We start from the raw sequence: 14,815 nt of genomic DNA on the forward strand, positions 1-14,815 counted from the left end.
GAATGAGGGCGATCGTGCAACTCACGGCACAGTACGTGCACGAGACCGTCGGCCAGACGCCGACGGGCACCCCACCCACTGCCCTCGGTGCGGTGGGCACACCGCCCGCGGGCACGTCCTCTTCCGGCACCGTCGCGCAGCTGCGCGCCCAGGTCGAGCGGGTGCAGGGCCGCCGACTCGACGCGCCGGTGCTGCCGGTGCATCCCGCGCTCGCCTCGCTGCTTCCCGGGGGCGGTCTTCGCCCGGGGTCTGCATACTCCCTGCCGCGTTCGACGTCGGTGCTGCTGGCGCTGCTGGCTCAGCCGTCGCAGGCCGGGTCGTGGTGCGCGGTGTTGGGCATGCCGCGGCTCGGCGCCGAGGCGGCCGAAGGGCTCGGGGTCGACCTGTCGCGGCTCGTGCTCATCCCCGACCCGGGCGCGCGCTGGCTCGCGGTGACCTCGACCGTCGCCGAGGTGGTGCCGGTGGTCGCGGTACGTCCGTCGGGGCGGGCGGCCGACGGCGAGATCGCCCGTCTGGCGGCGCGGCTGCGCGATCGCGGTGCGGTCCTGCTCGTGCAGGGGCCCTGGCCGCAGGCCGAGGCCGTGATCGAGGTGGGCGAGCCGGCGTGGGAGGGCGTCGGCCGCGGGCACGGGTACCTCGCGGGCCGGGCGGTGACGCTGATGTCGTCCAGTCGGCGCTGGCCGCGTTCGCGACGGGCGCGCGTGATGCTCCCGGATGCTGCGGGGCACGTCTCCGCCGCGCCCGAGCGCATGCGCCCCGTCGAGACGCTGCCCTCGGCCGGGTCCGCGGACTCCTTCCCGCAGCCGATCAGGGCGGTGGGGTGACATGACCACGGGTGCGCCGGTGCGGAGTCTCGTGCTGTGGTTCCCCGACTGGCCGGTCACGGCTCTCGAGCGGGAAGCTGGTACGGCCGCGGCTGCCGAGGACGCGGTCGGACCGCGGCCGGGTACTCGCACGGATGCGGCGCAGGAGGAGTTCGAGGCGAAGCCCCCGGTCGCCGTCGTGGAGCGCAACCTCGTGGTCGCGTGCTCGGCGTCCGCGCGTGCGGAGGGCGTGCGCCGCGGGCAGCGCCGGCGCGATGCCCAGGCGCGGTGTCCCGGGCTGACGCTGGTCACCGCGGACGCCGCCCGCGATCACCGCGCATTCGCCCCGGTCGTGTCGCTGATCGAAGAGAGGGCGCCCGGCGTGCAGCTGGTGCGTCCGGGGCTGTGCGCGCTGCGCGCGCGGGGTCCGGCGCGGTACTACGGCGGCGAGGTCGAGGCCGCCCGCATGCTGATCGGCACCCTCCACGAGTCAGGGCTCGACGGGGTGCGGGTGGGCATCGCCGACGGGCCGTTCACTGCGGAGCAGGCGGCGCGCGGCGGCACGAACGCCGCAGATCCGGTCTTCGTCGTGCCCGCCGGTGGTGCGGCAGGCTTCCTCGCCCCGCTGCCGGTGTCGGTGCTCGACGCCTCCGCGCTGCTCGGCGCCGGCGCGGCGGGGGCGAAGGAGGCGACGGACCTCGTCGGCCTGCTCGCCCGGCTCGGCGTGCAGACCCTCGGCGGGTTCGCCGAGATGCCGACCGATCGCGTGCGCGAGCGGTTCGGCGAGCGGGGCGTCCGGCTTCACGCGCTCGCCGCAGGGCACGACTCGCGACCGGTTCAGCCGCGCACACCGCCGCCCGAGCTGCAGCGGGAGATCGCGTTCGAGCCGCCCCTCGAGATCGCCGATCAGGTGGCGTTCGCCATGCGCGTCACCGCCGACGACTTCGTCGCGGGTCTCGGCGCCGTCGACCTCGTCTGCACCGAACTGCGGGTCGAACTCGTCGGAGACCGGGGGGAGCGCAGCGAGAGGGTGTGGCTGCATCCCGGATCCTTCGACGCCGCGGCGGTCATCGACCGCGTGCGCTGGCAGCTCGCGGAGGACGTCGGGACGGGCGACGCGGCCGGAGGCGGGCTGCGCAGCGGGGTGACGCTCGTGCGGATCTCGCCGGAAGCGGTGGATGCGGCATCCCATCACGCTCCGGCGTTGTTCGGCGGCGGACCCGAGGAGCGGGTGCACCACGCGCTGTCGCGTGTGCAGGCGATGCTCGGGCACCGCGGCGTGCTGACCCCCGCGATCGGCGGCGGGAGGTGGCTGGCCGAGCGCCAGGTGCTCGTGCCCTGGGGAGACAAGGACGAACGCGACCGGAAGGCGATCGGCGCCGGGGGTCTCGCGGCGCAGCGCGCGCGACCTTGGCCGGGGAGCCTGCCCGACCCGCTGCCCACGACGGTGTTCGCCGACCCGGTGCCGGTCGACGTGCGGGCGCTCGGCGGCGAGCTGGTCGACGTCGACGAGCGGGGGAACGTCTCGGCCGTGCCTGCGCTCTTCATCGAAAGCGGTCGCCGTCGCGCGATCGAGGCGTGGGCGGGACCCTGGCCGGTGGTGGAGCGCGGATGGGATGCCGCGCGCTCGCGCCGTGCGCACCGGTTCCAGGTCGTCGACGCCGACGGGTCCGCGTGGCTGCTGGTGTGCGACGGCGACGCCTGGACGGCGGAGGCCACCTATGACTGACGCCTGCCACCGGTCGTTGAGCGAGCGAGGAACGAGCGAGACGAAACGCCCCGGATCGAGGAACGACGTCGGAGCGTCGCGCTTCGTCTCGCACGCTCGCTCAACGACCGGAACCAGGGGCGCCTGATGGGCTTCAACAACCCGGGCGTGCCATGGTCCGAGATGGAGCGCGTACTGAGCGGCCGTCGCAGACCCGACGCGCCACCGGTCGGCGCGGACGGCGGCGACAGCCCCGCGTGGTCGCACAAGCGCGGGCCGTACGTCGCGCCCGAGATCGAGCGTCCGGCCGATGCGATCCCGTACGCCGAGCTGCACGCGCACTCGTCGTACTCGTTCCTCGACGGGGCCTCCTCGCCCGAGGAGCTCGCCGAGGAGGCGGAGCGTCTGGGGCTGCATGCCCTCGCGGTCACCGACCACGACGGGTTCTACGGCATCGTCCGGTTCGCGGAGGCTGCGGAGTCGCTGCAGCTCAAGACCGTGTTCGGCGCCGAGCTGTCGCTCGAGCTGCCGAAGCCGCAGAACGGCGAGGCCGATCCGGTCGGCGCGCACCTGCTGGTGCTCGCCCGTGGTGAGCAGGGGTACCACCGGCTGGCGGGTGCGATCACGCACGCGCAGCTGCAGGGGGCGGAGAAGGGCCGGCCGGTCTACGACCTCGAGGAGCTCGCCGCGCAGGCGGCGGGGGAGTGGGCGGTGCTCACCGGGTGCCGCAAGGGCGCCGTGCGCCGCGGGCTCGCCGAGAGTCCCGACGCGGCAGCCGGCGAGCTCGACCGCCTCGTGACGCTGTTCGGGAAGGACAACGTGCACGTCGAGCTCATCGACCACGGCAACCCGCTCGACACCCGTGACAACGACGTGCTCGTCGGGCTCGCGCGGGAGCGGGGCCTCCCGATCCTTGCGACCAACAACGTCCACTACGCCGTGCCGAAGCGGCAGCTGCTCGCCGCGGCGGTCGCCGCCGTGCGCGCGAACCGCGGTCTCGACGAGCTCGACGGCTGGCTGCCCGCGCACGCCGGTGCCCATCTGCGGTCGGGGGCCGAGATGGCGGAGCGCTTCGTGCGATTTCCCGACGCTGTCGCCCGCACCGTGACGCTCGCCGACGAGCTCGCCTTCCCGCTGCGCAAGGCCAAGCCCGCGCTCCCGAAGCAGAAGGTGCCCGAAGGGCACACGCCGATGTCGTGGCTGCGGCACCTGGTGTGGGAGGCGGTGCCGCGCAAGTACCCCGACCTGACGGAGGAGAACCGGGCGCGCATCGAGAAGGAGCTCGGGGTCATCGAGATGAAGGACTTCCCGGGCTACTTCCTGATCGTCCACGGCATCGTGCAGTTCGCGCGGAGCCAGGGCATCCTCTGTCAGGGGCGCGGGTCCGCCGCCAACAGCGCCATCTGCTACCTGCTCGACATCACCGCCGTCGACGCGATCGCGTACGACCTGCCGTTCGAGCGGTTCCTGTCGAGCCTGCGTGAGGAGGAGCCCGACATCGACGTCGACTTCGACTCCGACCGTCGGGAAGAGGTCATCCAGTGGGTGTACCGGGAGTACGGGCGCGACCGCGCGGCGCAGGTCGCGAACGTCATCCAGTACCGCCCCAAGAACGCCGTGCGCGACATGGCCAAGGCGCTGGGGCATTCACCGGGGCAGCAGGACGCCTGGTCGAAGCAGATCGAGGGATGGGGAGCCCTCCTCGAGACCGGCGCCGGCCACGACATCCCCGATCAGGTGCTGGAGTTCGCGTCCGAGCTGCTCAAGGCGCCGCGGCACCTCGGCATCCACTCCGGCGGAATGGTGCTCACCGACCGCCCGGTGGGCGAGGTCGTGCCGATCGAGCACGCGCGCATGGAGAACCGCACGGTGATCCAGTGGGACAAGGACGACGCGGCATGGATGGGTCTCGTGAAGTTCGACCTGCTGGGCCTCGGGATGCTGGCCGCCCTGCAGTACTGCTTCGACATGATCCGCGTCTCGACGGGGGAGGACTGGGAGCTGTCGACGATCCCGAAGGAGGAGAAGGCGGTCTACGACATGCTGTGCCGCGCCGACTCGATCGGGGTGTTCCAGGTCGAGTCGCGCGCGCAGATGGGGCTTCTCCCGCGCCTGCAGCCGCGCCGGTTCTACGACCTCGTGATCGAGATCGCGCTCATCCGCCCCGGCCCCATCCAGGGCGGCGCGGTGCACCCGTTCGTCAAGCGCAAGCTCGGACAGGAGAAGGTGACCTACCCGCACCCCAAGCTCGTGCCGGTGCTCGAGCGCACGCTCGGCATCCCGGTGTTCCAGGAGCAGCTCATGCAGATGGGCATGGCCGTCGGCGGGCTCACCGGCGAGGACGCCGACCTGTTGCGCCGCGCCATGGGCTCTAAGCGCGGGATCGAGCGCATCGACTCGCTGAAGAAGAAGCTGTATGCCGGCATGGCCGAGAACGACCTCGTGGGCGAGGAGGCCGACGCGATCTACGCCAAGATCCAGGCGTTCGCGAACTTCGGCTTCGCGGAATCGCACTCCCTGTCGTTCGCGCTGCTCGTGTACGCCAGCTCGTGGATCAAGCTGCACTATCCGGCCGCGTTCCTCGCGGGGCTGCTGCGGGCGCAGCCGATGGGCTTCTACTCACCGGCGACCCTCGTGGGGGACGCGCGCCACCACGGCGTCGAGGTGCGCCGTCCCGACCTGCACCTCTCGGGCAGCGAGGCGGTGCTCGAACCCTCCTCCCGGTGGTTGAGCGAGCGAGGAACGGGGTCGTTGCGCCCCGAACCCGGCGAAGACATCTCATCGCGACCGACCGGCCTCGACTCGTGCGCCGAGCGGAAGCAGCCGCCGGTCGGGCTCTTCGACCTCGACGCGCCCGACGAGTCCGCAGCGCACCGCCGCGACGGGAGGTTCGCGGTGCGGCTGGGCCTGGCCGGAGTGAAGGGGATCGGGGCGACGGTCGCGCAGCGCATCGTCACCGCGCGCGAGACGGGCGGGCTGTTCCGCGATCTCCGCGATCTCGTGCGGCGCACCAGCATCACCGCGGTGCAGGTCGAGGCGCTCGCCACAGCGGGCGCGTTCGAATGCCTCGGTCTCAGTCGTCGAGAGGCGATCTGGCTCGCCGGGTCGGCCGCGCAGGACCGCCCCGAGTTCCTGCCGGACTCGCTCATCGCGGTGCAGCCGCCGCTGTTCGCCGACCCCACCAGCTACGAGCGCCTCGCCGCCGACTTGTGGGCGACGGGCATCTCGACCGACGACCATCCGATCACCCACTACCGCTCCGGGCTCGATGCGCGGGGTGTCCTGACTTCCCGCGAGCTGCGCAGTCACGAGGTCGGCCGCCGCGTCGAGGTCGCGGGGCTCGTGACCCACCGGCAACGGCCGGCGACAGCATCCGGGATCACGTTCCTGAATCTCGAGGACGAGCACGGCCTCGTCAACATCGTGTGCTCGCTCGGCGTCTGGAACCGCTACCGCCGCATCGTGCGCGACTCCCCGGCGCTCATCGCGCGCGGCATTCTCGAGCGCTCGTCCGAGGGCGTGACGAACCTCATCGCCGATGCCTTCGAGGATCTCCGCGTCGGCGTGCAGCACCGCGCGAGGGACTTCCGCTGACGGATGCCGCCACGCCGGCATTCTCCATTCGGCAGTGGATGATCGAGTGAGTCGGTCAGATCTCGTCGTCCCAGTCGTCGTGCGAAGGGGGGAGATCGATCACCGCGACCGGGCGCAGGCGTCGCTGGATCGAGTTCAGGCGGGCGACAGCGCCATCGTCGACGAGTTCGTCGTCGTCGCTGTCGGCATCGCGCGCGACCATCTGGCTCGCCGGGCCGATGAGCACCGTCACCTCGCCCACGGATCCGTCCAACTCCCTGATCGGAACCGTCACTGCCTCCGCCTCACCGGCTTCGGCCAGCGCCTGGCCGCAGCCGAGGAGGGCGCCCGCGATGTCGTCCCCCGTCACGAATTCGCTTCCCGCGTAGATGACCCTCTTCACGAGGCCTTTCTACCTCGCGCACCCGCGTTCGCCCTCGGGGTTGCAGCCCGCGGCCGAACGGGGTAGACCCTGCGGCCTACTCGACGAGCTTCCCGACGACCGACACCTCGCGCATGAGCGCCCTGATGTCGGCAGGGATGGGCGGGATCTGTTCCCGCACGACGCCGGTCGAGGGGGACCACACCAGGTTGACCTGCAGCTCGGGATCGATGTCGGGGTAGTCGCTCCGGTTGTGGCAGCCGCGCGTCTCTCGGCGCTCGAGCGCGGCTTCGAGCGTCGCGCGGGCTGCGAGCGCCGCCGACTTCAGGTCGAACGCGTGCGCGAGGTCGTGGTAGCCCGCGATATCGGGGTGAACCCCGATATCGGCCATCCGCGCCTCGATCGCGTCGAGCTCCGCGAGGCCGGTGAGCAGCCCTTGTTCGTCGCGCACCACTCCCGCGTGCTCGGTCATGGTGTCGCGGATCGCCCGCTGGAGCGCCCGGACGTTCTCGGTTCCGGATGCGGCGAGCAGATCGTCGATCTCCGCGCGAGCGGTCGCTACCGCCGCGGCCGAGCGCGTCTGGGCGGGCAGCGCCGCGGAGTACGCAGCGGCCGCCTGTCCGACGATGCGGCCGAACACCAGGAGCTCGATCAGTGAGTTGCCGCCGAGGCGGTTGGCGCCGTGGAGTCCCGAGGACGCCTCGCCGATCGCGTAGAGGCCGGGGACATCGGTGGAGTGGTCCGACGATCGCACCCAGACGCCGCCCATCGAGTAGTGCGCCGTCGGCGCGATCTCGATCGGCTCCTTGGTGATGTCGAGCATCTGCAGCTCGAGCATCGTCTGGTAGACGCGGGGGAGGCGGGTCATGATCGTCTCACGCGGGAGGTGGGAGACATCCAGCCAGACGCCCCCGTTCGGCGTGCCACGGCCCTCCTTGATCTCGGTGTAGCACGCGAGGGCGACGCGGTCGCGCGTGGACAGCTCGAGGCGCTCGGGGTCGTACTTGTGCATGAACCGCTCGCCGAGACCGTTGCGCAGGATGCCGCCCTCGCCGCGAGCCGCCTCCGAGATGAGCGTCCCGGCCGCGTTCTCGGGCTCGATGATGCCGCTGGGGTGGAACTGCACGAGCTCGGGGTCGCGAAGGCGGCCGCCCGCCTCGACCGCGAGGCGGAAGGAGTCGCCGGTGTTCTCATCGCGTCGCGACGACGTGCGCCGCCAGATGCGGTTGTGCCCGCCTGCGGCGAGGATCACCGCGTCGGCGTGGATCAGATAGCGCGTGCCGTCCTCGATGTCGAACCCGTATGCGCCGAAGACCGCGCCGTCGTCGTTCACGAGGATGCGCGTCACATACACGGTGTCGAGGACGGGCACCTGCAGCTGTGCGGCGCGGTTGATCAGCGTGCGCTGGATCTCGAGGCCGGTGTAGTCGCCGGCGAACGCGGTGCGACGGTAGGTGTGCGCACCGAAGAATCGCTGTGAGATGCGGCCGTCGTCCTCGCGGGCGAACGGCATGCCGTACCGTTCGAGGTCTTCGATGCCGCGGGCGGCGCCCGACGTGACGATCTCGACGGTGTGCGGGTTGGCGAGGAGGTAACTCTCCTTCAGCGTGTCGGCGGCATGCTGCTGCCAGCTGTCGTCGGCATCCATGGTGCCGAGCGCAGCGTTGATGCCGCCGGCGGCAAGGGAGGTGTGGGCGTCCGACTTCGGTCGCTTGCCCAGGGCGACCACGTCGACGCCGGATTCGGCGAGCTCGATGGCCGCGCGAAGACCGGAACCTCCGGTGCCGATCACGAGGACGGTGGTGGAAAGCTGGCGCTCTGCAGGGATCACGTCAGACACGCTAGGCAGTTCTCTTCGATCACTCCAATGCATATTCATGGTCATATCCATAGCGATAAGCTATATACATGAATCTTGAGCAGCTCCGCGCGTTCGTCACGGTTGCTCAGCTCGGCAACTTCACGCGCGCGGCCGAGCAGCTGCACCTCGCGCAGCCGTCGCTCAGTCGTCAGATCTCGACGCTCGAGCAGAGCCTGGGCGCCGAGCTGTTCCACCGTGCACGAGCGGGCAGCACGCTGACGGTCGCGGGGGAGTCCCTGCTGCCCCTCGCGCGGCGGATGCTGGCGGACGCGGCATCCGTCCGCCGTGAACTCGACGAGCTGGCCGGCCTCCAGCGCGGGCGGGTGCGCCTGGGCGCGACCCCGACTCTGTGCATCAGCCTGGTCGCCGAGGTGCTGAGCGCGTTCCACGCCGCGCATCCCGGGATCGAGCTGCACATCACCGAGAGCGGTTCGCGCGGTCTGCTGGATCACCTCGCCGGCGGTGAGCTGGACCTCGCGTTGATCACGACGTCGGGTCCGGCATCCCCGGAGCGATTCAGCGTCGCGCCGCTTCTCGTCGAGGAGCTGGTCGTCATCTCGTCGGCCGGCGCACCACCGCTCACCGCGCGAGAGAGCATCGGTCTCGGCGCGATGGCCGGTCTGCCGCAGGTGGCGTTCAGCTCGACGTACGACCTTCGGGCGACGACCGACGCGGCGTTCGCGGCCGCGGGGCTGTCCCCGTACACGGTGATCGAGGGCGCGGAGATGGACGCCGTGCTGCGCTTCGTCGAGCGGGGGATCGGTGTCGCGATCGTGCCCGCGATGGTGCTCATCGAGCGCTCGGGGCTCCGGTCGGTGCGCCTTTCCGATCCGACGCTGACGCGCACCATCAGCATCGCCCGCGTCGCCGACATCTCGCCGACGGCGGCCGTCGAGGTGATGGAGCAGACGATCGTCCGCACCGCCGCCGCGCTCGCCGCGGGACCCCAGGCCACGATGCGGCTCGCCTAGCCGCAGGACGTGAACGTCAGGCGGTGGGGGAGTCGTCGGCGTGCACGCAGCCGGGCGGCTCGGAGTTGCCGCTGAGGGTGAAGTCCTCGCACGTGAGGAACCGGCTCTGGTTGAGACCCAGGACGAACGATGCGACGGCGATGGCGGCGACGATGGCGAAGATGCTGAGCCGGACTCGCGGCGAGTAGTCGGCGATCACGTCAGGCCACACGGTGCGCACGACCACCCACAGCGTGAACGGGATCCCGACGAGTCCGACGACGACCGCGAGCACATCGAACAGGTTGCCCCAGAGATCGTCCGCAGCGGGGGCGCTCGTGAACGACAACACGAGCCACAGCGAAGGGATGACGAGTGCGATGGCGCGGCCGACCTTCACCCGTGGCCGCGCCGGCTGGATCAGCACCACGACGAAGCCGGCCGTCGCGACCACCCACACCGTCAGAAGCTGGTCGAAGAACGGGGTGTGCCACGCCCCGAGCGTGAACGCCGGCCACCAGATCGCGCCACTCATCCCGATGAGGACGATACCGATGCCGCGATAGCGGGACGGCCTGTTCCGTGCGGCGTCGGGCGCGGGTGTCGCTGTCATCCCGGTCCTCTCCGGCGTGGGTCCGTGTGACGTGCACAGTAGTGCATCCGGGGGGAACGGCGGCGGACCGCGGGCGTGAACGCACGATGCGAAATGGGGTCGCCCGATCCTGTTCCCCGCAGCGCGTACGCGATATGGTGAGGCGACGGGCGGCTCGCCGTGATCCTGGGAACCGATCACAGCGCGGGCGTCCGGACTGGGGATCTCTGGGGCTGGGCCGCTGATTTCCCCTGCGCTCCCCCCGCGCAAGGACGGTCCCTCGGACGTTGCAGCTAGAGCCTGTAGCGTCCGAGGGACCTCAGCCTGTCCCGCGCGCGTCGCGCGCCCTTTGGGGGAGGGCTCGGCACTGGGGATACCTGTGCGACACGGCCGAAAGGTGCGGAACCCGGCCTGCAGCCACCCTAGCGCGTCACCTCGGAGGCTCCCCGAGCCACACGCAGGACTCTGCGTGATAGGGCGAGCGTCAGCGGAACTCGCCGTCGGCGGACTGGATGATCTGCCGCATGACGTCGATAGAGATCTGCTCGCGCGCGCCGTCGGCCCACTCGTGGACCATGTATGTGATCCCCAGGCTGTCGAGGTAGTCGGCGGTCTTCTCGAGCCGAGGAACGACCTGGATGTGGTCGTTGCCGAACAGCCCTGCCGCATAGACGGGCTCGCCGGCGCGGATCGCACGTCGCAGCTCTCCGGTGGAGCGTCCCGTGATGCGGTACAGCGACTTCAGCACCTCACTGCCGAAGTCGGGGGTTCCGTCGATGGTGAGTGAAAGTGCGTTCTCGGGCGTCGTCACCCGTCCATCACAACACGTCGAATCGCGACCGCGGTGCGTCGGTCGTCGCCGTGATCCGGCGACAGCGCACCACATCGCGACCGTGCTCTGGCGGCCCGCGCCGGAGGTCGCCCACGGCGCTGCCCGCGCGTGTGGGAGCCACAGATCGGATACCCGACACGTCGGCGGGCGTCAAGACGCCGTTTCGAACGGCGCCCGGTGCGAGAATTGCCGACGGGGAGCAGGGGTCGGGGGGACCGACCAGCATCGAAGCGAGAAGCCGTGGCTGTGAGAAGTGAGATATCGAGAGCGCTGACGCATGCGCTCGAGCGCTCGGAGATCACCGCATGGTTCCAGCCGCAGATCGACCTGGTGAGCAATCGGGTGGTCGCCGTCGAGGCGCTCTGCCGGTGGAATCATGCGGAGTGGGGGCTCGTGGGACCCAACGAGTTCATCCCGGTCGCCGAAGAAGACGGGATGATCGCGGAGATCGGCCGCTTCATGGCTACGCAGGCGATCGCCGTGATGGCCAAATGGGGCATCGACGTCTCGGTCAATGTGTCACCCGCACAGCTGCAGGATTCGGTCTTCGCCACGTGGCTCGGGCAGCTCGTCGAGAGGATCAGCCGTCCCGCGCGGCGACTCACGCTCGAGATCACCGAGGGGCGCCAGATCGGCAACGTGTCGGCGGTCGTCGCGCGGCTCGATGGGCTGCGAGCGTTGGGGCTGGGCATCGCGATCGATGACTACGGCGCCGGCCAAGCATCCCTCACGCAGCTGAAGCGGCTTCACGCCACCGAGCTGAAGATCGACCGCGCTCTCGTGATCGACGATTCCCCGTCGGCCGAACGCACGATGGGTGCCGCGATCGCGGTCGCCCACGAGGCCGGCATCCGCGTCGTCGCGGAGGGCATCGAGACTCCGCAGCAACTCGAGAAGGTCAAGACGATGGGATGCGATCGCGGCCAGGGCTACCTGTTCGCACGCCCCATGCCGCGGGCCGAGATGGCGGCGCTCTTGGCGGGGTAGTCAGATTCGGAGCGTGTCGGGCGTGACGCAAGCCTTGGACCCGCCGGGGCGTTTGCGAGGGGGCCGGTGACCGCGGGCCCGGGGCTGATCAGGCCGGGAGTTGGTCGCCGTGGCCTCCGGGGGGTTGCGACGGAATGACGTTCGGTTTCGCGTTTCGCGCCCGCTCGAAGGCGCGGCTGTGGGTGTCGGCGGAGGGCACGTAGGGGAGCCAGTGCATGCTGGTGACTCTCGCCCACTTCTTGTCCCGCGCAGCGCGCTGCTGGTCGGGCGTCGGATCGTTGGGTGGGTGATGTCTGTCCATCATCGGACCTTACGCCTGTCACATGTGTGCCTTCCCAGGTGCACGACCACCAAGCCGCACTCCGGATCGGCGGCGCAATCTCCTCATCCGACCGGGGATCCGCCGAGCGCGGTCTCAATGAACCCGAGTTGCCGATGCTCGGCGTCGCAGCACCGCCGTCGCGCCGGCGGCGCGTGTACGCTCGCAGGAAGGGCACCGAGACCCCGCGCCTGGTCATTCTGAGATGAACGGTGGCGCACGTGATGCCCACGACTCCCGACGATCAGCCGGGCGATGCCTTCGCGATCGCCGCGGCCGCACTCACCGCCGGCGACGACGATCTGTGCTCCCCCCTGCGTGCCGCTGTCTCAATGCCCGGTGCCGTGGTGTCTACGCTCGGCTCGCCGTTGGGCTCCGAAACGGTGTGCGCCAGCACGAAGCTCGGCGCACGGATCGACGAGATCCAGATCGACCTCGGCGAGGGGCCGTCTTGGGAAGCCCTGCGCACAAGGCTCCCCGTCACGGCATCCGACCTCCAGGTCGACGGCGGGGCGCTCTGGCCCGGCACGTGGGCCGCCCTGCGAGAGCTCGACGTGGGAGCGCTCTTCGCCTTCCCCCTGTTCGTCAGCACGCTCGGAATCGGATCCATCGCTCTCTATTCGCCGACCGCCCGCGAATTGTCCGACGCGGACATCGAGCGGATGAGCCGCCTGGCCGCCATCGTGTCCGGCACTCTGCTCCGAAGGGCGCTGAGCCGACTCGACAGGCCGAACGACGGCGGCGAGGACGAGCCGTACTCCCGCCGTGAGGTGCACCAGGCCACCGGAATGGTCGCAGCGAGGAACAGGATCGGCGTGGACGATGCCCTCCTGATCCTGCGCGGCCACGCGTACGCCGCGGGGCGTTCGGTGCGCGATGTCGCGGCGGATGTCATCGCACGGCGGCTCGACCTGAGCCTGTGACCCCAAGGCTTAGGATGACGGCATGACGGCGCTCACCCGCGAGCATCAGCTGCTGGGAACCTTCGTCACGCTGGCGGACTCCCTGGTCGACGACTTCGACGTCGTCGATGTGCTCCAGCGACTCGTCGACGACTGCATTTCGCTCTTCGACGCGTCGGCTGCCGGCATCCTGCTCCTGAGTCCTTCGAAGCGGCTCGAGGTGATCGCCTCCACAAGCGAGCGAAGCGAACTCGTCGAGCTGATGCAGTTGCGCGTCGGTGCCGGCCCCTGTGTAGAGGCTGCAACGGCGGGTGAGGTCGTCTCTGTCGACGACATCGACCAGATCGCCCATCGCTGGCCTGCGTTCGCCGCCGATGCGCGCGCCTCCGGTTTCTCGTCGATCCATGCGATTCCGCTGCGGCTGCGCGACTCGACACTGGGATCGCTGAACCTCTTCCGGGATGAGGCCGGGGCGCTGAACACGGCCGATGCCGCCGCCGCGCAGGCGCTGGCGGATATCGCCACCATCAGCATTCTGCAGCAGCGGTTGGTCGAGGAGTCCGAGCTCGCACAGGCTCAGCTTCAGCGCGCGCTGGACAGCCGTGTGGTGATCGAGCAGGCCAAGGGATACCTCGCCCAGATGCTGGGCATCGACATGGATGAGGCGTTCGCGAGGATTCGGAGCCACGCTCGCTCCACGCAGACGCGTATCGGCGTCGTCGCGCGCGATGTCATCGCCGGGCGTCTGTCGCTCTGACTCGGTGTCCGGTGCGGAGAGCTAGACGGCCTGCCGTTGCTGGAGCAATGGACACTCGAAGGGATCGCGCTCGCCGAGTCCGACCTTGTTGATGTAGCGGACGACGATTCCGTAAGACTGCCAGAGGCCGGTCTCGGTGTACGGCACGCCGTGTTCCACGCAGAATGCGCGAATCATCCCCGACGCCTGGCGGAGGTGCGGTCGGGGCATCGACGGGAACAGGTGATGCTCGATCTGGTAGTTGAGCCCTCCCATGATGGTGTCGAGCAGCCGGCTGCCATGGATGTTGCGGCTCATCAGCACCTGGCGGTGGAGGAAGTCGACCTTCACATCAGCCGGCACGAGCGGCATCCCCTTGTGATTCGGGGCGAATGCCATCCCCATGTATACGCCGAACAGCCCCAGCTGGACGCCGAGGAAGGCGAATGCGATCCCCGGAGACAGCACGACGAAGACGAGCGCGACGAAACCGATGATCCGCACCGCGAGGAAGGCGATCTCGATCGGACGGCGTCGCAGCTGCTCACGTGAGAAGACGCGCCGCACGCTCGATGCGTGCAGAGAGAGCCCTTCGAGCAGCAGGATCGGGAAGAACAGCACCCCCTGATGTGCGATCAGCCAGCGCAGCGGCCCGCTTCGGCTCGCGCGTCGGCGGTCCGCCTGTTCCGGGGTGAACGCGATGACCGGGAGCTCGATATCGGGGTCGCTGCCGATCTTGTTGGGGTTGGCATGATGCCGCGTGTGCTTGTGCTGCCACCATCCGTAGCTCATCCCCACGAGAAGGTTTCCGAGGAGCATGCTGGTCCAGTCGTTCCACCGACCGGAGCGGAAGATCTGGCGATGCGCGGCGTCATGGCCGAGCATCGCGACCTGGGTGAGCACGACGGCGAGGACCGCGCCGGTGACCAGCTGCCACCACGAGTCGCCGACGAGGACGAAGACGGTGAGCACGCTCGCGATCACGACCGGCGCCGCGATGAGCTTGGTCCAGTAGTACCCGTAGCGGCGCCGCATGAGGCCGCTCCCGGTCACCCGCTGTGAAAGCTCGGTGTAGAGATTCGGCGCCTTCGGCGTCGTGGATCGCACGCTCGAGGCGATCGACCCGGCAGCGGTGACGGCCATCTTGTGCTCCTGTCAGAGGAAGCGCAC

Annotated in this window: 12 protein-coding genes; 7 read left to right on the plus strand and 5 right to left on the minus strand. The window is 70.1% G+C overall.

The features are described 5' to 3' along the window. The first annotated feature begins 2 nt into the window (after positions 1 to 2). The 3 genes from Q9R33_RS05475 to Q9R33_RS05485 all read left to right on the plus strand — a co-directional run bounded on the left by Q9R33_RS05475 (position 3) and on the right by Q9R33_RS05485 (position 6,105). Entirely contained in the window at positions 3 to 824 is an 822-nt protein-coding gene (locus tag Q9R33_RS05475) for a hypothetical protein (protein ID WP_310245565.1), read from the plus strand. Between the two features lies 1 nt (position 825). Continuing rightward, entirely contained in the window at positions 826 to 2,532 is a 1,707-nt protein-coding gene (locus Q9R33_RS05480; RefSeq protein WP_310245568.1) for a DNA polymerase Y family protein, read from the plus strand. Between the two features lie 126 nt (positions 2,533 to 2,658). Next, positions 2,659 to 6,105: an error-prone DNA polymerase gene (locus Q9R33_RS05485; protein WP_310245570.1), complete on the plus strand. Its 3,447-nt coding sequence runs from the start codon at positions 2,659 to 2,661 to the stop codon at positions 6,103 to 6,105. A 55-nt stretch (positions 6,106 to 6,160) separates the two neighbouring features. Here the strand turns inward: Q9R33_RS05485 and Q9R33_RS05490 are convergent, their stop codons facing one another. Continuing rightward, positions 6,161 to 6,487 (minus strand): hypothetical protein, encoded by a 327-nt coding sequence (locus Q9R33_RS05490; RefSeq protein WP_310245573.1) that lies wholly within the window; start codon positions 6,485 to 6,487, stop codon positions 6,161 to 6,163. 76 nt (positions 6,488 to 6,563) lie between these two features. Further along, positions 6,564 to 8,297, minus strand: a complete 1,734-nt coding sequence (locus Q9R33_RS05495) for an FAD-dependent oxidoreductase (RefSeq protein WP_311293089.1) — start codon at positions 8,295 to 8,297, stop codon at positions 6,564 to 6,566. Between the two features lie 77 nt (positions 8,298 to 8,374). Between Q9R33_RS05495 and Q9R33_RS05500 the strand changes: the two genes are divergently transcribed. Further along, positions 8,375 to 9,298 (plus strand): LysR substrate-binding domain-containing protein, encoded by a 924-nt coding sequence (locus Q9R33_RS05500; RefSeq protein ID WP_311293090.1) that lies wholly within the window; start codon positions 8,375 to 8,377, stop codon positions 9,296 to 9,298. 16 nt (positions 9,299 to 9,314) lie between these two features. Here the strand turns inward: Q9R33_RS05500 and Q9R33_RS05505 are convergent, their stop codons facing one another. Both Q9R33_RS05505 and Q9R33_RS05510 read right to left on the minus strand, forming a co-directional pair. Next, complete coding sequence (locus tag Q9R33_RS05505; RefSeq protein WP_056369591.1) at positions 9,315 to 9,890, minus strand: hypothetical protein; 576 nt, start codon at positions 9,888 to 9,890, stop codon at positions 9,315 to 9,317. A 463-nt stretch (positions 9,891 to 10,353) separates the two neighbouring features. Then, entirely contained in the window at positions 10,354 to 10,680 is a 327-nt protein-coding gene (locus tag Q9R33_RS05510; RefSeq protein ID WP_311293091.1) for a hypothetical protein, read from the minus strand. A 267-nt stretch (positions 10,681 to 10,947) separates the two neighbouring features. Between Q9R33_RS05510 and Q9R33_RS05515 the strand changes: the two genes are divergently transcribed. The 3 genes from Q9R33_RS05515 to Q9R33_RS05525 all read left to right on the plus strand — a co-directional run bounded on the left by Q9R33_RS05515 (position 10,948) and on the right by Q9R33_RS05525 (position 13,666). After that, positions 10,948 to 11,688 (plus strand): EAL domain-containing protein, encoded by a 741-nt coding sequence (locus Q9R33_RS05515; protein ID WP_056369595.1) that lies wholly within the window; start codon positions 10,948 to 10,950, stop codon positions 11,686 to 11,688. A 543-nt stretch (positions 11,689 to 12,231) separates the two neighbouring features. Continuing rightward, positions 12,232 to 12,930 carry a GAF and ANTAR domain-containing protein gene (locus Q9R33_RS05520; protein WP_311293092.1) on the plus strand — a complete coding sequence of 233 codons (699 nt, stop codon included), beginning with the start codon at positions 12,232 to 12,234 and terminating at the stop codon, positions 12,928 to 12,930. Positions 12,931 to 12,952: 22 nt separating this feature from the next. After that, positions 12,953 to 13,666, plus strand: a complete 714-nt coding sequence (locus Q9R33_RS05525) for a GAF and ANTAR domain-containing protein (protein WP_311293093.1) — start codon at positions 12,953 to 12,955, stop codon at positions 13,664 to 13,666. 21 nt (positions 13,667 to 13,687) lie between these two features. On the opposite strand, the gene Q9R33_RS05530 is transcribed toward Q9R33_RS05525, so the two are convergent. Continuing rightward, the gene (locus Q9R33_RS05530; RefSeq protein WP_311293094.1) at positions 13,688 to 14,788 is read right to left on the minus strand and encodes an acyl-CoA desaturase; all 1,101 of its coding nucleotides are present in this window, start codon (positions 14,786 to 14,788) and stop codon (positions 13,688 to 13,690) included. Positions 14,789 to 14,815: the final 27 nt, after the last annotated feature.

The organism is Microbacterium sp. PRC9 (assembly GCF_031844125.1).
GTDB lineage: Bacteria > Actinomycetota > Actinomycetes > Actinomycetales > Microbacteriaceae > Microbacterium.